Below are 19,360 nucleotides of genomic sequence, written 5' to 3' on the forward strand. Positions count from 1 at the left end.
AATAGGTAGTGCTAAAGGAATATTCTTCTCTTGTCTCAAAATAGTTTCTTACAAACAAAATGCTCAAAAATACAAGACATAAATTACAGTAATAAAAAAAATATACATAATTTTTTATAGAAAAACCATTTTCACAGGATGGTGCAGGATAGTTTTATTTTGAGTATTATCAATCTTTACAGTGCTAATAACCACAAAGTTAAATTTATATTGAAACAAGCGTTTGCCTATTACAGCGTTATTTTCAAATCATAAAACACAAACTTTAAGCACAGTATTTTACAGATTGACTTAACTAACTAACCAAAAAAAATTAAAATGTCGAACAGTTCTATGAAATTACCTTTTGTAATGGCATTAGTATGTCTTACAATGTCAGTCACAACAATTTTTGCGCAAAACCCCGTAGTGAAAATTGATTTTGATCAATCCGGAAGACCCAAAGCCGAAGTAAATGAACCCGATTACACTGCCTGGGTGATTGGCTCAGGCAACACGAGCACTTATACTGAAAACGGAGTAACATTTACGGTAACCAGAGCAGGTGATAAAGGAGATGCACTGGGAACTAACTGGTACAAGGCCGGAATACAAGCTCCGTATTATGCCAGATTAGTTTGCGACGGACTCACCGTAAAAGGTGCAACGGCAAATTTAGGCGCACAAATCGAACTTAAAATATCCGGATTAGCCACAGGCGAACACACTTTACTGACTTTCTTTAATGCAGTTGACAGTCCAACGGGCAATAATTTTAGCTCTATAGATATTTCTATAAATGGCAATTTAGTGGTAGACAACTTAATTCCAAGCGTTAGAGCTACAAAAACCGCAGATGCTAAATCAACCTATTTAAAATTTCAGGCTACTGCTAATACTGATGTTGTATTATTATTTGCCGCTGAAACTTCAGGGACTGAGAATATAAAAAACTTTATATTAAATGGTTTTGAATTGAACACTCCAAACATTTTTTATCAATCTGTAAATCCTTCTCCCAAACACAATGACGAACATGTCGAATTGGGTTCAAACGGCAAGCTATTGCAATGGACTTCGGCTACAAATGCAGTGTCGCACAACATTTATTTTGGAACTAATCCTGCAGCAGTAGAAACAGCCACAACAGCATCTCCGGAATTTAAAGGAAATCAAATTAAAACAAATACACAATATCAGGCAAACGGACTATATACCGGCGAAACCTACTACTGGCGTGTTGACGAAGTTTTAGCCGGTAATGCTGTAGAAAAAGGAAACATATGGCGTTTTCGTCCTGCTCAGCTTGCTTTTCCTGATGCCGAAGGTTATGGCCGCTTTGCCCGTGGCGGGAGAGGCGGAAAAGTGGTTGCCGTAACCAATTTAAACGACAGCGGCCTCGGAAGTTTACGTGATGCCGTAACAAACGATATTGGTCCAAGAACTATTGTTTTTAATACTTCAGGAATTATCCAGCTTACCTCTCGTTTGGTATTAAGTCAGCCTTATGTAACTGTTGCCGGACAAACAGCTCCCGGAAAAGGAATTTGTATTCGTTCTGCTCCTTTTGGTATAACCGGTAATGATGCCGTTGTTCAAAATATAAGAGTTCGTGTTGGCGGAGGTCCTACCTATGACGGAATGGGTTTAACCGGTGCTGATAACAGCATTATCGATCATTGCTCTATTAGCTGGACTATTGATGAATCGTTTAGTTCTCGTTCGGGAAAAAATATCACACTGCAAAAAACCTTAATCTCCGAAGCTCTAAATGCGGCAGGACATCAAAATTATCCGGTTGGAACTGAGCATGGTTATGCCGCAACTATTGGCGGTGATATTGGCAGTTTTCATCATAATTTATTAGCGCATTGTTACGGGCGTAACTGGAGTCTTGGCGGAGGATTAGACGGAAGCGGCGCTTATGCAGGAAAAATGGATATTACCAATAATGTGGTTTACAACTGGGGATCAAGAACAACAGATGGCGGAACAAAAGAAGTGAATTTTGTAAATAATTATTACAAACCCGGAGCCGGTTCTAAAATATTCACTGCTTTTAATCAACAAAATGAAGGCGCAGGAACCGGAACACAGCAATGTTTTTTTAGCGGAAATGTTATGCCGGAATATTTTGACGAAAGCAATCAGGCAACCGGAAGAAAAGCTTCCGGAGTAACGGTTTCATTTGAAAATTTTGTAAACACACCATTTTTCCCTTCATATGTAAATACTCAGTCTGCTAAAAATGCCTATAAAATTGTACTGTCAGATGTAGGATGTACGCAGCCGGAATTTGACGAACACGATCAAAGAATTATTACTGAAACATTAAACGGAACTTACTCATTTAGAGGAAGCGTTACCAATAAACCGGGCTTTCCGGATAACGAATCTGATGTTGGTGGTTTCGAAACGTATCCTGTACTAAACAGAGATGCAAATTGGGATACGGATCAGGACGGATTACCAAATTGGTGGGAAACTATTATTGGGACAAACGTTAACTCTGCAAATGGCGATTTTTCAGATGCTAATGCCGATGCTGATTTAGATGGCTATACCAATCTTGACCATTATTTGCAATGGATGTCGCAACCACATTATGAATCTCAGGGCGGAAACAAAATAAACATCAATATTCAAAAACTTTCAAGAGGTTTTACCAGCGGAGTTAGTTACTCGATCTCGAATGTTGTAAACGGAAATACTGTTCTTTCCTCAAATAGTGTAGAATTTACGCCAACTGCATCAGGATTATGTTCTTTTAACTTTACCGTTACAGATGCTGAAGGCGGAACCATGACCCGAAAAGTAAATATTCTAAGTGGTTCTGCAACGTTGGGCATAAAAGAAATGAACAAAGAAAACACAGACAGTTTTAAAGTTTGGCCCGTTCCAAATAATGGCTCTTTTTCAGTTTTATTAGAAAATGATATAGAAAAAGCCGATCTCAAAATCTATGACATTTTAGGCAAAGAAGTACTTAAAAGGACTATTAACGCAAAAACTCAGGAAAATATTCACTTGCAGTCTAAAGGTGTTTTTATCCTAAAAGTTTCAGATCCGGGAAACAAAAAAGAATTATATGTCAAAAAAATAATCGTACAATAACAATCAAAAAAAATGGCAACTTTTAAGGTTGCCATTTTTTATTTATAAAATTGTTATGATTTTTAGTTTTCTCCTTTTTGAAAATAATACGTATAAATCCACGTAATTGTAAATGAAGGAATTACATCTGTAAATGGTAATGCCTCTTCTATAAAAGTTAAAACACTCGCAACTCTCCCTACTCTGCCTTTATACATTCTGGTCATGATAAAAGCCGCAACCGGAGCCCAAATTACATCCGAGAATTCTCCCAGAAGCGGAATGGTAAAGGAGATCATCCCCACTCCATCTAAAAGAACCCCTAACAGAAGTTTTCTCATTCTGTCATCACTTGTTACATTTATTTCCTGCATTTCTGTTTATTTAGTTGTTATTCGAATTTATAAAGAATTCATCAAATGGAACTTACTTGTAATCACAATTTTATTTCTTAATTCCCATATAACAAACCTTTTACTTATTTCTTTTTTTTGTCACTGCAAATAACACACCAAAATTTCCATCAGTCTGGATCCAGTTCTCTGACGGAACATAGGCACGTGATACAAACCCGTCCAGATACAAAGCATTTTTGCAGCCTAAGCTTTTAAAATAATCTGCAAAATCATAAAAATTAATCTCTTTTTTAGACCATACAAAGATTACTTTTCCATCAGGGAGAATCCCTACTCCATTTCTAATATTTAAATTAGCAGATCCTTTTTTAAACTCCGCATGAATTTTACCGTCAATAAATAATGATAAATGTAAAATAAATTTTCTTGATCTCTTTAAGTCGTTTTCTTCTTAAAATTCTGTTACAACTCATTTTTATATCGGCAGAATCTTTGTTTCTTTGTAGAAACAGTTTCAAAATGATCCACGCAAAAAATATACATAAGTTTTACGATAAATTAGAAGTCCTGAAAGGAGTTGACCTGCATATTAAAAAAGGAGAAATTGTTTCGATAGTAGGTGCATCCGGTGCCGGAAAAACAACTCTTTTACAAATTTTGGGAACTCTTGACAAACCTGAAATTAACTCTAATTCCTCCCTGACTATAAACGGAGAAAATGTATTGAAATTACAAGATGTAGAAACCGATAATTCAAAACAGGAAAAAACGTTTAAATGGGTTACCCGCAGCGGTGCTGTTTATGTACTTTGTCTCCTTAATTTTCTGTTTTTCTTTAAACATACAATTCTCGACGATGTAACCAGATATGTTATTGCGGGCATTTTAGTGCTGCCGCTTTTGTTCGTAGCACTTTATATGAACCGTTATTTTAAAAAGAAAAGCAAACAAGACAAGACATTATCTAATTTCAGGAATTTGAATCTGGGTTTTATATTCCAGTTTCATCAATTGCTACCGGAATTTACCGCTCTGGAAAACGTTTGTATCCCTGCTTTTATGGCCAATAAACCAAAAGCCGAAACGGAAAAAGAAGCTAAAAAAATCTTAGACTATTTAGGCCTTTCACACAGAATACATCATAAACCCAACGAACTTTCAGGCGGAGAACAACAAAGAGTTGCCGTAGCAAGGGCATTAATCAATAAACCGGATGTTATTTTTGCCGATGAACCTTCAGGAAATCTGGACACTCATTCTGCCGAAAACCTGCACCAGTTATTCTTTCAGCTGCGTGACGAATTTGGTCAAACGTTTGTTATCGTAACCCACAATGAAGAACTGGCAAATATGGCCGACAGAAAATTGGTAATGGTCGATGGTTTAATTAGTAATTAAAAGCAATTTACTGTAATTGGCTAAATATCAATTTGTGTTGCTTAATTTATAATACAAAGCTCCAAAAACAAGTGATAATGCGAATAGAAGCATTAAAATAATTGTAATGTTTCTCTTTTCTTCTTCATTGTTGTTATTTATTTCTTCTTGTAACTCTTCTGTACTTTTTTCCGGAATAGAATTAAAAATGGATGAATTTGAACTTTCTGATTTCGAAAAATTATTTTCACCCGTATCTTTAAACTCTATTTTGCCGCCCACATCACATAAGATAAAAGAATCTTTACCCAATTTTGCATTATTATTTATTTTACTTTTAAGTGTTTTTTGCCAAACTGTTGGTTTACATTTACAAGAATTTCTTAAAATACCACAACGACCAAATGGCAGTATATTTACAGGAAAGTCCTTGTCTTTTTCTGTCGCAATCAGCATACCTTTTATTTTAGAATATTGCTGGCTGGTTACTTTTAATAAAGTACTTTCGCTTCCTTTCTCACAAACCAAGGCAGAATCAGTAATAGTTTTTAAAGACATAATTTAAGGATTAATAAGTTCAGGATAATATTTTTTGATCGCTTTTATATAATCATCAGGTAATTTTTTTAGAATCTTAACTTTTATAGTTGAGTCATAACTATACCTTTCATCTTTGGGTTCAAAGTCTTTAAAAGGATATTTGTTAGCTTGGTAATAGACTGGATTTTCTGAATCATAATATATTTTTTCGATGGTATCAATATCGGTTCCTCTCCATTTCAGCTTTTTTAATTCAACAATTGGAGATCTAAAATTGACCGCTTGAATAAATTCTTTTTCGTTAATAGGGAAATAATTATATGTTTCAATTTCTTTATCAACTAACCCTCTTTTGTTGAATAAATAAACATGATATTGTACAGGTCCTGTAGTTTGATATAATAAAACTAAGTCTTTTAAACCATCTTTATTTATATCAAAAACAGTGTCTTTTATTAATAAAGGATTGTCTTCATACTCTAAAACTTTCTCATGATTTTGATCAATATAATAAGTTGTATTTTTTGGATTATTCTCCGAATATTTCCACTCAATTAAATACAATATTTTATTTCCAAAAAAATATTCTTTTCTCTTTAATATTGTATCTGCAGTTGTAATTATTTTTGTTGAGTCAATTAAAGCCACATACTGTTCTTTTTTTGATTTGTCTTTGCAACAAATAAAAATGCTAAATACAAACAATGAACAGATGATAAGGATGTTTTTCATTTTAAATTACTGGTAAAGATTTTTAATTAAAACATTTTCTTTCTGTTGATTTTTTAGAGTTAGGTTTAAAAACAATACTATCAATTTTCATTAATGGTACAACTGCTCCACTTTGAATTTCTTTTAAAATACAATCATTAGCAATAAATTTCCAATTAATTACAGTTGCTTTCGAACTACTTATAATAGTTTTTTTACCAATATCTACAAGTTTATTTTCTCTATGTCTGGATATAATTGAATCTAAAACAACCAAGCTATCTTTTTTAAAGCCATATATATAATCGTAAGAATCAAACATAAAGCCTGGTCCAAAATTATTTCCGTTGTAAACTCCGGTATGAACTATTATATATTGCTCATATATATTCCAATCAAATCCATATTTTTCACTAAATTCATGAGGAAAAATTCCAAATATTTTTTTCACAATACCTTTTTTCTCTCCAAAAACAGAAATAATAGCATCTTCGGGCATAGGAGTAGCTATTATTAAATACTTATTTTTTTTAATGTATATAAATTTTGATTTATCAAAAATTTTCTTCAAAGATTCTATGCGAGATTTATCATTAGTGTCTTGATTAGAGAACCAATCTTTATAATAAGCATAATAATATGATGAATCTTTTAGGGTTGGTATTATTGAATTTAGTGAAATTAAATTTTTCGGTACAACGTGTTTTTTATTACAGCTTAAATGAGTTAATACTAATGATAACAGGATTATTTTAACGAACGTGATTTTTAATGACATTTTTTATAATGAATTTTGAAGAATCTTGATTATGTTGATATATAATTGTATCCATGTGGGAGTTTTTTCCTAACTCTAATTTTTTTGATATAATCAAAATTTCATCATATGAATGGTTTTTATGTATTTGAGTAATCTCGTGAACACGTGATTCATCAAGTCCAATTTTTTAATATAATCCTTTTCTAGAATAAATTCGTAATCCATCATCATCTTCATGCGTTCCATTCATTGGACTAATAACTAATAAATCTGTTAATTCATTATTTATGATTGCTCTAATCATAAATGACGAGTCTATTCTTTTATTAAATAAAGACACATAATCTAAAAGAGGTTTTTCGGGAGTGTTTAAATTTGTAATATAGAAATATCCGAAGTTTGTAGAATCATTTTTAACCATATAATCATTAAGGTAATTAATATAGAACATAGAATCTTTTGAGGTTGAAACGCCTTCTCTGCATAAATCATACACTAAATTTTTTCTGAACATAACTCTATTCTCTTTTGGTTTTACACAAGAATATATCATAAAAGATATTATTGGTAGTAAAATTATTTTTCTCATTTTTTTAAATTAATAATCTATTCAGGCAAAGTAGATTTTGAATTTATCTTGCCATTTGTCTTCACTATTTCTTAAATAAGAATATTTTTCATTCTGCACCATGCTTTTCTGAATGCCCAACATTGTCAATACTTATTTTTCCCCCAATACTGCATAAGCAAGTTGATTTTTCTGTTAAAATCTTAAACTCATTTATGGTATCTTTACTGGCAGTGTTTTGCCAGTTTATAGGTTGTGGGTTACAGGTCTGGTAATACTTAAGTTTACAACTTCCAAATGGTCTAATATTCTCATTAGCTTTTTTGTCTTCTTCTGTGGCAATAAGTTTATCATCTGCTTTACTAAAGTCTTGGCTAGTTACTTGCAAAAAAGATGGAGTTGTGCCTTTGTCACACTTTAATTGTGCAGACTCTGTTATTTTTTGGGGCATGTTTAAATTATTTATAAATTACAGTATAGTATAAATGACTTAAAATCATAAATTTGATATACTTTATTTCCGCTTATTGCCACTTTTCCATTATATTCTATCAAATCATAATCAATCGGTAAAACCGAGCCATCTTTAAACAAAATATTGTATTTATTTTTATTTTTAACAATAGACAATGCTTTTTCAGAAATAAGTTCTGCAATATTTTCTACGGATTCATATTTACTATCTACAACTTTTTTAAAATCATAAAAATAAGTCCAATGTGTTTTTTTCTTTAAACTGATAATTTTTGGATTATCATCTCTTGAACAAATAAAATCATCATACTTAAAAGGAATCAAGATTTTATTTGTATTGTCTATTATGCCTATTTTATTATTTAGTTTTACAACTATAAATTTTTTCTTTATTACTAAAACACTATCATAAAGTGGCTGTGCAATTATTTTGTTCTGTAGATTTTTAATTCCATATTTCCCGTTCAAACCTTGAAAAGTGATAATTTCAGGCCCTAAGGGTTCAGCACAATGTATGTAGTCGGAAACGAATTTATTTATGCTAAAGTCATAACATATTTCTTTATTATACTCATTTTTAAAAATTAGGATTTTTTGATATGAAGCTATTTGGAAATATTTATAAATTGGCTCAACTATATAATCCCCTTTTAAATTTATAAGTCCATATTTTTCTTTTTGTTTTACTAAAGCTACATTATTAATAAAAGGATAAGCCACATCAAACGCCTTGTCTATTTTTATTGCTTTTGTATTATTGTCGATATAATAAAATTTCTCTTTTAAAAGTATTGGTACGATGACGTTATTATTCCCTGAAAAATATTGTAAAAAAGACATTTCAAATGGAAACTTATTAATAGTTTGTCCTAACATATTTAGTTTAAAAAAAATAACTACGAAAATTAATACTAGTTTCTGTTTCATAATTTAATTATTTATATAAAGAGCATCTGTCCTGCTCAAAACCTTGCCCGTTGTCCCATCTAGTTTTATAGTTTGTATTGTACCGGCGTCTTTTAGACATTTAATTGTCCAAGTAGATTCTCTGCTAGTAGCTGAATAATTGCGTGAAATGCGAGTATGAAATCCTGTGCTTTGTACTATTGGTCCTTTGTCTACTTTTATTTTTTCGCTTTCACAAAATTTTAAAATCTCTTCAAAAGTAAATTTATAGTCCTTGTCATAATCAATTTCTTTTATCAGTTTGCCTTGCTCGTCGAACTCATACCAAAGGCCTTTTTTAAAACCAATAGCATTTGCATTAAAACCTAATCCTTTGCTTTTTATAAAACCGGTCTTATAGTATAATTTTACTACTGTAAAGTAGGACTCTTTTAATGTTAGAAAAAAGCGACTCTCTTCAAGTTTAACTATCATTAATAACCCTTCATTCGCATCGAATTCTGTCAGGACTAATGAGGTTTTATCTTTTCTATTTTCATATCTATAATTATCAAATGTTTCAAAATCTTTGGTTATTGTTGGGTACATAATTCTATCAGCTTGTGGTTGATTATTTTTTGTTTTTATTTTATCTTGTGCTTTACAACTTTGTAAGCAAAGTTGTAAAAGCAGAATCATAATTATTTTTGACTTCATAATTAATCACTTTAATTTTTATTACTTTTTTACACAATCACCTATATAATACTTTCATTCGCTTTTATCCATTGCCATTTCCATAAATTATAGCGTGTTTCAGGAATATAATGTGAATAGTCCAATAGGTTCTCGGTTTTAGCATACTGAAAGGTAAATAAAGCATTGCTATCTGCCTCCTTGTTGGTAAAGCTATGTGGTAAATTAAAGGAATGCAAAAATTCATGAGCAGCTGTTTGATCGTTTTTGGTTGGAAATAAGACAACGTACTTGCCCAAAGTGTAACCGTTTAATCCATTTACATTACCAGTGCTGTCAATATAGCCTCCGTTTTCGCCCAAATAAATTGCCTTATAATAATCGTCGTATTTGTGCTCATCTGCAGGGTTTATGGCTTTGAGTTGGTCTTTCAGTTTATTATAAATATAATCTTGCAATGTTATAAATCCTGTTGGAGCTCGACCATCATAGTATGCGCCGATTTCTCCTGATCTTACATATTGGGCTACAAAACCGGCATCAGCAGATATGTCAACTGTTTCTGTAATTACTTTGGTTTCTATCAAAGCCTGTCGCAAATATTTCTCAAACAAGGCTTGTTGCCCTACTGAATTACCTGGATTACCTGTAGTAATTACTGGAGCTATTACATCAACTAGCAGTATCTTTGCTTCTTTTTGTTTAGCGGTATGATTTGCCCACACATAAAGCCTGCCTGCCAGTTTTTTGGTTTCTACACCAGCTACATCCTTGGTTATAGCATTTATACTAATGGTTTGGTCTGTACTAAACTCCTGGAGACATTCTATCGTTACACTATCGCTTATAGCAAATTTACTTTTGCCTTTGCCTGTTACATTTATTTCTTTTGGGGTAATAATAAAAAAACTGTTGTCTTCAAAACGGAGCACATCAGGTTCTTCTTCAATATCTATGATCAGGCTTATTGTTGCTTTAGTATTACTAAAACCTGTGGGTGTATTGTTGCTTTTTTTACTTGGATATAGAGATAACCAGGAGCAAAAATAGTCTTCGTGTATTACACTACCACTTGCATCTTTTAGATCAACACCTATAGCATCTTTTTTTGTTTTCCAAGGAATTAAATGTGTGTTATATTCGTTTTTTAAACTTTGATATAACATGTCGTTATTAGTTGTATCAAAAAATCCTTTAAAATCATTAATACCTGTTTCTAATGTTGCAAAAGTAGGTTCTTTGTATTGTTTTCCAACAATATTTTTGTATTTAGCATCACCAAAAACTGCAGATGATCCCGTAATTAAATTAGTGTCCTGGTCACGCATCCAATCAAAACCGCAATCTTCACCTTGCCAGCCTTTTTTAGGTCTAAAATAAACGATACATTTTGCTTCAATTTCCGGTTTAACTGTTTCGTATGATACACCCTTATTGGTTTGTTTATTTCCAGTAGTTCCATGCACCTCTGCAGTACCCTTGCTATTTATGATGGCTTGCTCATCTGAATGTAAAAACAATTTTTTTTGTCCTGCAATATGCATTTCTGGACTTTCTAGTTTTATTTCATTGTTAGAGTTTATCAAAGCCTTATTTGCGTTGGTATGAAACAAGCCTGTAATAAATTGGTGTAGGTAAGGTGTGTTGATTTGCATTTTTTGGAAAATATTAAAAAATGCCTGTTTTGCCACATTAAAAGTCATTGTATTACCTACATTAGTTAATAAATTATTTTTGGCATTAACACAAATATCAGTAGCGTTTAAAGTTAGGTTATTAGGTGCTGTGACCTCAATATTTCCATTACCATCCATAAACCACTTGTTACCAGAAGGGTCTTTTACCAAAATGCTCGAATCACCTTCATCAAAAGTTAGTGTGCTTCCTGTGCGGGTATAAATACTCTTAATATTATTATTTATTTTTCCTCCTGCAGCTGTTTCTCCGTTAAACAAACTTCCCATTACAAAGGGTCTGTTTGGGTCATTATATCTAAAACCTATTATAACATCATCTCCTATTTCTGGAATAAAAACCATACCTCTATTAGTGTTTACACTTTCACTCGTTCCTGCGTCAGGTGTCATAACACGAAGCCACGGTGTTTTTTGCTGCTTAACTTGCTGCCAGAGCATACTTACACGTATTCTTCCTTTACCCTGTGGGTCTTTATTATCGACTACTTTTGCCTGTTGAATCCTGGCCTTTGGCAATGACACTACTGGTTCCGGTAATTTTTTTATAGAAGCGGGCAAGGCTTTAAAACTATTTTTGTATACACCGGAATCACAAACCAAATGCGTAATCTGGGTAATAATGTAGTGCCCAATTTGCTGGTTTTTATAATTCATTTTTGTTGCATCGCGTCCAGATAAATGTGCTTCATTAACGCTTATTTCCTCGCGTGCCTCAATACTTATAATACTGCCAATTTTTAGTTTGTTGTTACGGCTTGTCGCGGTAATATAATTAGCATCGGCCATGGCGCTTTCCTGTCGTTTTTTTAAATTTTGCTCTAAATACATGTCATATCCCGTTGCCAGGTTTCCGTACTCAAAAGAGGCAGTAGCATATAGGTTTTGTGAAGCCTCTAAAACCTGATTGCCCAATGTAGATAAACCTTCGACCTCATTACTGGTTTTGGCCTGATACAATTTATTGACATCGTCATTATAGGTATAAGCACTAAACTGAACCGGAACTGTTTTTATACTGATATCCAGTTTAAATAAATCCTGGCCATAGGTTAAATTTACAGGTTGTCCATGACCAGCAAGTTTGCCAAAAACCAGCTTTTCGCCATCATAATACAACCACTCGTTGTATTGTTTCGCCAGTCGTTTAATATATTGAAAATCAGTTTCTAAATATTGGGTCTGATAGCTTATTTTAGACGTATATTCAGGTAGGATTTGGTTTTGCAGTTGGTCCCCGGCTGCCGTTTTAATAATTTCCCGGATCATTTCCTGAAGAGTAGTATCCTCCCAGGAATACATTTTTTTGCTGGATTCTAATAATATGGTTTTAGAAAAACCGGAGATAATAATTTTATTGCCTACCTGGTCATGATTCTTTTGGGCTAGTCGAATTTTGGTTATAATTCCCAGAAAATTATTTTTATTTCCTAAAATGATGTGTACGGTTTTTCCAAGCCATTGCTGTGCATTCTCTATGGTATATGCCAGTCTTTTTTCTATGACTGTATGAGGTACTTTTATAGTAAATTCATGGTGATTGTTTATATTTTGCTTTAGTTTAATAGAATTAAAATGTAAAACTTCTTGTCCCTCAATTCCAAAAGTTATTTTTTCCTGCTGCATGTTTATGGCGTATAAAAGATTAAAGAATTGCTTATAGTAAATAGGATGAGAATAAATTCAAGTGATAAAAAAGACAGGAAGCGACATAGGCTGAGGCTTCCTGCCATAAAAAAATCAGACTTTAGCCCAATTGTTGTCTAATGTTGCATTACCTAATACAATTTTCTCTGCCGAGAAAGTAATTTCAGTAATCATTGGATTTTCTGCCAAAGCCTCTAATTGCTCGCTGAAGAATACAATGAAAGCATTTTCGAAAGTAATCTCTTTCATTACCTGCTCAGAATCGGGCTTAAAAAACTTTACTTTACCGCTTACAGGTTTGTGCTGGCTGTTTACCGCCTGCTCAATAACAGTCGTATTTTCTGTAGATTTAACTTTTATATTTAATCTGCCTCCTTTTATTTCAGACGAAACCGCGCCTTTACCATCAGTATGCCGCATCATTTCAACTTTTGAAAATAATACCTGATACTCGTTTCCTTCAAATTCTAAAATTGCTTTAAATGCCATAATAAAAATAATTTAAATGTTAAAAATGTGTTCTTTTTTAATATCTCCTTATCATGCCTGACTAGTATAAACTGAAAAGAGGAATGGTAACTGATTTAGAATATCTCTTTTTTACTTTATTATCTTTTATAAGAAAAAGACTGATAGTCAGAATCAATTATGTACGAAAATACAAATAATAAATCATAACAAACAAATTATTTTGTAAGATTTTTTCGAAAAAAAATAAACTGCAAAATATTTTGCACTTTACAAATGTCAAAAAAACACTTAATCACGCATACAACTATGTACAGCTATCATCAGAAAGTAAAATATCTTTTTTGTATATTTTATTTTATTATAAATTTGCCCTCTAATAATCCTTGGGTAAACTTAACTCACAAGAACTTTTATTACATCATGACCCAAAAAGAACTCAAAGAATTTCTCGACGAGAAAGTCATTCAATATAACAATCAGGATTTTATCGATAGTGATCCGGTTCAGATTCCGCATTTATTTTCTCAAAAAGAAGACATTGAGATCGCGGGTTTCCTGAGCGCCACAATTGCGTGGGGAAATCGTAAAATGATTATCAAAAATTCGCACCAAATGATGGAATTAATGGGCAACACGCCTTATGATTTTGTCATGTCACATTCTGATGATGATCTGGTTCGCCTTGAAAATTTTGTTCACCGTACTTTTAACGGAAAAGATTTTGGCGGCTTCATAAAAGGACTACAGCACATTTATAAAAATCACGGTGGCTTAGAATCTGTTTTTGCAAAACATCAGGAGAAAGACAGTTTACAAAAAAGCATTCACGAGTTTAAAAAAATATTTTTTGAAATCGATCATTTGCCGCGAACCCAAAAACACATTTCAGATCCTTTGAATAATTCGGCAGCAAAAAGAATCAACATGTATTTGCGCTGGATGGTTCGACAAGATACAAAAGGTGTCGATTTAGGCATTTGGAAAACCATTTCGCCTGCCTTGTTATCATGTCCGCTTGATGTACATTCCGGTAATGTTGCCCGCAAATTAGGAATTCTGACCAGAAAGCAAAACGACGGAAAAGCATTGACTGAATTAGACTTAAAACTTCGAAAAATGGATGCAGCAGATCCTGTAAAATATGATTTTGCACTGTTTGGACTAGGGGTTTTCGAGGGGTTTTAACACTGATAACTAACACATTACACTATTCAATTATTAGATCATTAGAAAAATCTAGTGCTCTAACCGTCAATTTAATGTACATTTGCACAAAATTTAATGTAAATGAGCACTTTCGAAAAATTCAATCTTCCAAAATCAGTACAAAAAGCAATCGATGAGTTAGGCTTTGTTACGCCTACTCCTATTCAGGAAAAATCCTTTGCTGTGATTATGTCTGGCCGCGATATGATGGGAATTGCGCAAACCGGTACCGGTAAAACATTTGCTTACTTATTACCCCTTTTAAAATTATATAAATTTACACCAACCAATACACCTAAAATTGTAATTCTGGTTCCAACACGTGAACTAGTCGTTCAGGTGGTAGAAGAAGTAGAGAAATTAACCAAATACATGTCGGTTAAAACGCTTGGTATTTTTGGTGGGGTAAATATCAATACACAAAAAAAAGCCGTTTACGAAGGTGTCGATATTTTAGTAGGAACACCAGGACGTACAATGGATTTAGCGCTTGATGCCGTAATTCGTTTTGATGAAACTCAAAAATTAGTAATCGATGAGTTTGACGAAATGCTGAACTTGGGTTTCCGCACACAATTAACGGCACTTTTGGCGATGATGAAAACCAAGCGTCAAAACATTCTTTTCTCTGCAACAATGACTGATGAGGTTGATGCTGTTTTGAATGACTTTTTTGATTTTCCGGAAGAAGTTACACTTGCTGCTTCAGGAACGCCGCTTGAAAATATTACTCAGATTACATATAATGTTCCTAACTTTAATACAAAAGTAAATCTGTTAAAACATTTATTAGAAACAAACGAAAGCATGGAACGTGTTTTGGTTTTTGTGAATAATAAAAAGATTTCGGATATGCTTCATACCAGAATCGAAGAGGATTTTGAAGGTCAGTTTGGAGTAATTCACTCGAATAAATCTCAAAATTACCGTTTGAGTACGATGGCAGAATTTCAGGAAGGAAATCTACGCGGATTAATTACGACTGATATTATGGCGAGAGGTTTGGATATCTCGAATATCTCTCACGTCATCAACTTCGAGCTTCCTGAATTTCCTGAGCTATACATGCACAGAATTGGCCGTACAGGTCGTGCAGATGCTACAGGAACCGCAATTAGCTTTATTACGCCTCGTGAAGAAGAGTTTAAAGTAGAAGTGGAAGTATTAATGAATCAGGAACTTGCAATTGCAGATTTTCCGGAAGAAGTCGAAATTTCATCAAAATTAATCGAACCTGAAAAAGACAAACAACCGATTAAGTTTTTAATGAAAAAACAAAAACTGACTGGTGACGGTGCTTTTCATGAAAAAGATAAAAAGAATAAAAAAGTCAACTTGGGCGGACCTTCTAAAACAAAAAAGAAAACCCACGGATCTGTCAATCGAAATATGCTGAAAACGAGAGACAAGAAAAGAAAAGACAAGAACAAGTAATCTCTAAAATTCGAATAAAAAAAATCCAAATTCCAAGTTGTTGAACTTAGAATTTGGATTTTTTTTGTCGCAGTTTTCAGTTTCAGTTTTCAGTGCTTTTAGGGAACTGAAAACAAAACTATATTTTCGTAAAAACCAATCCCACAGGTGAACACAATTCAATCTTTTTGCCTGTGTTTTTAAGTTTTCCGGTTGCTTTATCTCTTTTAAAAATAATGATATCATTTGTATATTGATGTCCTGCCAAAAGGTAATTTCCTGTTGGGTCAATGACAAAATCCCTTGGTCCTTTTCCTAAAGTACTCTCTTGTTCTACAAATTTAATACTTCCGTCTTTTAGAATTTGATACACTGTTATAGCATTTACATCACCACGGTCTGAAACATAAAGAAAGTTTCCGTCAGGTGAAATTTTTATTGCTGCAGAACTATTAGCGCCTTTAAAGTCCTTGGGGATTATATTGGTTTCTTTTAATAGTTTTAAATTTCCGGTTTTATTATATGTAAAAGTGGTTAATGTGCCGTCTAATTCCTGAACCAGGTACACAAATTTACCATCTTTACTAAACACCATATGTCTTGGACCACTTCCTGATTTTACATCAACAGTTTCTTTTAGCGTAAGAATTTCATGTGCAGAACCCGGATTGTATTTATAAATAAAAACTTTATCCTGACCCAAATCATTTGACAATACAAACTTTTTGTCCGGAGAAAAAACAACCTGATGCACATGCGCTTTTTCCTGACGTGCTACATTTGGTCCTTTACCTTCATGCTGAAGCAATTGTTGTCCTTCGGTTATACTTCCGTCAGCATTTTTCTTAAATACAGCAATACTTCCACCAGAATAATTTGCAAGAATTACATTTTTATCATCGTTTATTAAATGACACGGATCAGCTCCTAAAGAAGAGTTTGAATTTAATAACTTAAGTTTACCGGTCTTCGAATCGTAAGTAAATGCGCTTACAGCACTTTGTGTTCCGTTTTCGTTTACTGCATAAATAAATTTATTATTTGCTGAAACCGATAGATAACTTGGACTTACTGTATTCTCAGAAGAATTTTTTAATTTAAAATCACCCGAAACAGCATCAAATTCATAAACATATATTCCTTTACTATCACAAGTGTTGGTATACGTTCCTACTAATAAATTAAACTTATTTTGTGCTTGCAGAGTTTGTAAAGCTAAAGCTGAAAAAAGCAGTATATATAATCTCTTCATATTTTTTAATTTTTTTTTTGAATAGGCTAAAATACTCAATAATATCTTTCGCAAACTGATTATTTATTACAAAAGAATTCTCAAAAGTTACATTTTTCAAACTAACTCTCTCAAATATTTAAACCATATAAGTGATATAAGAGATTATAAGTAAGACTTAGTTTAGCAAAAAATAAATGAACTTATATAACTTATAGGGTTTAACTAATATAGATGTAAGGATTGGCAAAAAATTTGTATTTTTGACCAGCATCTACAAAACGTAGTGAAGTAAATCTAAGCCGGAATGCATTTTAAACACCCCGAAATTCTATACTTTCTGTTTTTATTGATTGTTCCAATTTTGGTTCACTTATTTCAATTACGACGTTTTAAAACCTCTTATTTTACGAATGTTCGATTCTTAAAAGAACTTTCGATCCAGACCCGCAAAAGTTCAAAAATTAAAAAAAGACTTTTACTAGCTACCCGTTTATTATTATTGACGTGTATTATCCTGGCATTTGCCCAGCCTTTTTTTGAAGCCAAAGACAGTAAAAATGCGGCTAATGAAATGTATATTATTCTGGATAATTCTTTTAGTATGCAAGCCAAAGGAAAAAAAGGCGAATTACTAAAACGTGCTGTTCAGGAATTATTAGAAAATACTCCGGAAACTGCGCAGTTTTCATTATTAACAAACACTGAAAATTACTGGAACACGGATATAAAATCATCCAAACGTGCTTTGCAAAATCTAAAATACAGCGCAACGCCTTTTGAACTTCAGTCGATTATGGCGAAGATAAAAGCGCATAAATCAGCGCATAAAAAAGATATCGTCATTATTACAGATGCTGTTGGTCTGGCTGAAAAAGATGTGAAAAATATGGATACTGAAGAGAAGCCTTATTTCATTATTCCTGAAGCCGAACAAAAAAACAACATCGCAATTGACAGTGTTTTTATCAATCAGACTTTAGAAAATTTCTACGAAATAAGCGTGAGTTTATCTGCTTATGGAGAAGATTTCAAACCAGTTTCAATGGCTTTATACAATCAAAACAAACTGATTGCCAAGACGATTATCAATTTTGATGCAAAGAAAAAGAAAATCAATTTTACGATTCCAAAAGAAGCTTTTCACGGATATGTAACCATTGACGATAATGGACTAACCTATGATAACAAGCTGTATTTTAGTATTTCTAAGACTAAAAAAACAAATATTGTTAGTATTGGTGAACCAGAAAAAAGTAATTTCTTATCGAGAATCTATACTTCAGGTGAATTCAATTATAACAATTATTCGATCAGCAGCCTGGATTATAATAGTTTAGACAAACAAAATACGATTATCCTGAATGAGTTAATTGAAGTTCCACAGGCTTTACAAACGACCTTAAAAGCATTTGTTTCTAAAGGCGGAAATTTAGTCGTAATTCCTTCAGAAAAAAGTTCAATCTCTAATTTAAACACTTTCTTAGGGAATTTTGGAAAAGTCCAGTTTAAAAATTTAGAAAGCAAAAGTAAATTAATTACTAAAATAAATTTCGATCATCCTTTGTTTTCAGGGGTTTTTGAGAATAAGATCACTAATTTTCAATATCCAAAAACAAATAGTTCATTCGATATTTCGAGCCCATATCCGGCAGTTTTATCTTATGAAGATCAAAGTGTATTTGTAACCGCAATTCAAAATCCGGTTTCAGGAATTACTGTTTTCTCGGCTCCAATAAACGCAACAAATTCAAACTTTCAACAATCACCTTTAATTGTTCCGTTATTTTACAAAATGGGACAAAACAATCAAAAAACTGGTGTTAATGCTTTGACAATTGGCAATAACCAGCCTTATTTTGTGGATGTTTTATTGACAAAAGACGCAATTCTGGAAGTAAAAGGAAATGAAGATTCATTTATACCAATTCAGCAGATCTTAAATAATAAAGTAAAACTAACCTTTAATGATTTTCCTGAAACAGCAGGAAATTATAGTGTTTTTGATAAAAAAGAATGGGTTGAAAATCTGAGTTTCAATTATAAAAGAAGTGAAAGCGATTTAAGTCAGGTGAATACAAATATTATTTCGGATTTTAAAACTGCCGATACGATTTCTACCATTTTTAATACGCTGCAAACTGAACGAACCGACAGTCAAATTTGGAAATGGTTTATTATCTTTGCACTGTTATTTTTAGCATTAGAAATGGCAATTATAAAATTTGTGAAGTAAAACGTAACGTTTTCTTTTAGCTC

Annotated in this window: 16 protein-coding genes and 2 pseudogenes; 6 read left to right on the forward strand and 12 right to left on the reverse strand. The window is 32.6% G+C overall.

Going from position 1 to position 19,360, the window contains the following annotated elements:
- The first annotated feature begins 318 nt into the window (after window positions 1-318).
- Entirely contained in the window at window positions 319-3,093 is a 2,775-nt protein-coding gene (locus RC62_RS20670) for a T9SS type A sorting domain-containing protein (RefSeq protein ID WP_245176857.1), read from the forward strand.
- A gap of 62 nt (window positions 3,094-3,155) precedes the next feature.
- Here RC62_RS20670 and RC62_RS20675 read toward each other — a convergent pair whose 3' ends face one another.
- Window positions 3,156-3,446, reverse strand: coding sequence for a hypothetical protein (locus RC62_RS20675; protein ID WP_055098231.1), 291 nt, complete (start codon window positions 3,444-3,446; stop codon window positions 3,156-3,158).
- 100 nt (window positions 3,447-3,546) lie between these two features.
- Complete coding sequence (locus RC62_RS22795) at window positions 3,547-3,846, reverse strand: phosphodiester glycosidase family protein (protein ID WP_316932864.1); 300 nt, start codon at window positions 3,844-3,846, stop codon at window positions 3,547-3,549.
- Window positions 3,847-3,947: 101 nt separating this feature from the next.
- Here RC62_RS22795 and RC62_RS23210 point away from each other — a divergent pair.
- Both RC62_RS23210 and RC62_RS23215 read left to right on the forward strand, forming a co-directional pair.
- A pseudogene (locus tag RC62_RS23210) lies at window positions 3,948-4,160 on the forward strand (ATP-binding cassette domain-containing protein); the annotation flags it as partial.
- Between the two features lie 216 nt (window positions 4,161-4,376).
- Window positions 4,377-4,826 (forward strand): annotated as a pseudogene (locus RC62_RS23215) (ABC transporter ATP-binding protein); the annotation flags it as partial.
- 27 nt (window positions 4,827-4,853) lie between these two features.
- Here the strand turns inward: RC62_RS23215 and RC62_RS20685 are convergent.
- The 9 genes from RC62_RS20685 to tssD form a co-directional block, all read right to left on the reverse strand.
- A complete protein-coding gene (locus tag RC62_RS20685) occupies window positions 4,854-5,363 on the reverse strand; it encodes a PAAR-like protein (protein WP_055098233.1) in 510 nt (169 codons plus the stop codon).
- 3 nt (window positions 5,364-5,366) lie between these two features.
- Window positions 5,367-6,077: a hypothetical protein gene (locus tag RC62_RS20690; RefSeq protein WP_055098234.1), complete on the reverse strand. Its 711-nt coding sequence runs from the start codon at window positions 6,075-6,077 to the stop codon at window positions 5,367-5,369.
- A 22-nt stretch (window positions 6,078-6,099) separates the two neighbouring features.
- Entirely contained in the window at window positions 6,100-6,834 is a 735-nt protein-coding gene (locus tag RC62_RS20695; protein WP_055098235.1) for a hypothetical protein, read from the reverse strand.
- Window positions 6,835-7,003: 169 nt separating this feature from the next.
- Entirely contained in the window at window positions 7,004-7,330 is a 327-nt protein-coding gene (locus tag RC62_RS20700) for a hypothetical protein (RefSeq protein ID WP_055098236.1), read from the reverse strand.
- A 163-nt stretch (window positions 7,331-7,493) separates the two neighbouring features.
- On the reverse strand, window positions 7,494-7,835 hold the full coding sequence (locus tag RC62_RS20705; protein ID WP_055098237.1) for a DUF4280 domain-containing protein: 342 nt from the start codon (window positions 7,833-7,835) through the stop codon (window positions 7,494-7,496).
- An 11-nt stretch (window positions 7,836-7,846) separates the two neighbouring features.
- Window positions 7,847-8,785, reverse strand: a complete 939-nt coding sequence (locus RC62_RS20710; protein WP_055098238.1) for a WG repeat-containing protein — start codon at window positions 8,783-8,785, stop codon at window positions 7,847-7,849.
- Between the two features lie 3 nt (window positions 8,786-8,788).
- Window positions 8,789-9,460, reverse strand: a complete 672-nt coding sequence (locus RC62_RS20715) for a hypothetical protein (RefSeq protein WP_055098239.1) — start codon at window positions 9,458-9,460, stop codon at window positions 8,789-8,791.
- Window positions 9,461-9,501: 41 nt separating this feature from the next.
- Window positions 9,502-12,759 (reverse strand): type VI secretion system Vgr family protein, encoded by a 3,258-nt coding sequence (locus RC62_RS22800; protein ID WP_082421337.1) that lies wholly within the window; start codon window positions 12,757-12,759, stop codon window positions 9,502-9,504.
- Window positions 12,760-12,873: 114 nt separating this feature from the next.
- Window positions 12,874-13,269, reverse strand: a complete 396-nt coding sequence (gene tssD / locus RC62_RS20725; protein WP_055098240.1) for a type VI secretion system tube protein TssD — start codon at window positions 13,267-13,269, stop codon at window positions 12,874-12,876.
- A gap of 402 nt (window positions 13,270-13,671) precedes the next feature.
- Here tssD and RC62_RS20730 point away from each other — a divergent pair, with 402 nt between their 5' ends.
- Window positions 13,672-14,436 carry a TIGR02757 family protein gene (locus RC62_RS20730; protein WP_055098241.1) on the forward strand — a complete coding sequence of 255 codons (765 nt, stop codon included), beginning with the start codon at window positions 13,672-13,674 and terminating at the stop codon, window positions 14,434-14,436.
- 102 nt (window positions 14,437-14,538) lie between these two features.
- Window positions 14,539-15,891, forward strand: a complete 1,353-nt coding sequence (locus RC62_RS20735) for a DEAD/DEAH box helicase (RefSeq protein ID WP_055098242.1) — start codon at window positions 14,539-14,541, stop codon at window positions 15,889-15,891.
- A 118-nt stretch (window positions 15,892-16,009) separates the two neighbouring features.
- On the opposite strand, the gene RC62_RS20740 is transcribed toward RC62_RS20735, so the two are convergent.
- Complete coding sequence (locus RC62_RS20740; protein WP_055098599.1) at window positions 16,010-17,122, reverse strand: lactonase family protein; 1,113 nt, start codon at window positions 17,120-17,122, stop codon at window positions 16,010-16,012.
- Window positions 17,123-17,408: 286 nt separating this feature from the next.
- Here RC62_RS20740 and RC62_RS20745 point away from each other — a divergent pair, with 286 nt between their 5' ends.
- A complete protein-coding gene (locus RC62_RS20745) occupies window positions 17,409-19,337 on the forward strand; it encodes a vWA domain-containing protein (protein WP_055098243.1) in 1,929 nt (642 codons plus the stop codon).
- Window positions 19,338-19,360 lie beyond the last annotated feature (23 nt).

This window comes from Flavobacterium aquidurense, from assembly GCF_001404985.1.
Classification (GTDB): Bacteria; Bacteroidota; Bacteroidia; order Flavobacteriales; family Flavobacteriaceae; genus Flavobacterium; species Flavobacterium aquidurense_B.

Coding starts and splice junctions, on each gene's coding strand:
- RC62_RS20670 (WP_245176857.1), top strand. CDS start 319: ATGTCGAACAGTTCTATGAAATTACCTTTTGTAATGGCATTAGTATGT.
- RC62_RS20675 (WP_055098231.1), bottom strand. CDS start 3,446: ATGCAGGAAATAAATGTAACAAGTGATGACAGAATGAGAAAACTTCTG.
- RC62_RS20685 (WP_055098233.1), bottom strand. CDS start 5,363: ATGTCTTTAAAAACTATTACTGATTCTGCCTTGGTTTGTGAGAAAGGA.
- RC62_RS20690 (WP_055098234.1), bottom strand. CDS start 6,077: ATGAAAAACATCCTTATCATCTGTTCATTGTTTGTATTTAGCATTTTT.
- RC62_RS20695 (WP_055098235.1), bottom strand. CDS start 6,834: ATGTCATTAAAAATCACGTTCGTTAAAATAATCCTGTTATCATTAGTA.
- RC62_RS20700 (WP_055098236.1), bottom strand. CDS start 7,330: ATGTTCAGAAAAAATTTAGTGTATGATTTATGCAGAGAAGGCGTTTCA.
- RC62_RS20705 (WP_055098237.1), bottom strand. CDS start 7,835: ATGCCCCAAAAAATAACAGAGTCTGCACAATTAAAGTGTGACAAAGGC.
- RC62_RS20710 (WP_055098238.1), bottom strand. CDS start 8,785: ATGAAACAGAAACTAGTATTAATTTTCGTAGTTATTTTTTTTAAACTA.
- RC62_RS20715 (WP_055098239.1), bottom strand. CDS start 9,460: ATGAAGTCAAAAATAATTATGATTCTGCTTTTACAACTTTGCTTACAA.
- RC62_RS22800 (WP_082421337.1), bottom strand. CDS start 12,759: ATGCAGCAGGAAAAAATAACTTTTGGAATTGAGGGACAAGAAGTTTTA.
- tssD (WP_055098240.1), bottom strand. CDS start 13,269: ATGGCATTTAAAGCAATTTTAGAATTTGAAGGAAACGAGTATCAGGTA.
- RC62_RS20730 (WP_055098241.1), top strand. CDS start 13,672: ATGACCCAAAAAGAACTCAAAGAATTTCTCGACGAGAAAGTCATTCAA.
- RC62_RS20735 (WP_055098242.1), top strand. CDS start 14,539: ATGAGCACTTTCGAAAAATTCAATCTTCCAAAATCAGTACAAAAAGCA.
- RC62_RS20740 (WP_055098599.1), bottom strand. CDS start 17,122: ATGAAGAGATTATATATACTGCTTTTTTCAGCTTTAGCTTTACAAACT.
- RC62_RS20745 (WP_055098243.1), top strand. CDS start 17,409: ATGCATTTTAAACACCCCGAAATTCTATACTTTCTGTTTTTATTGATT.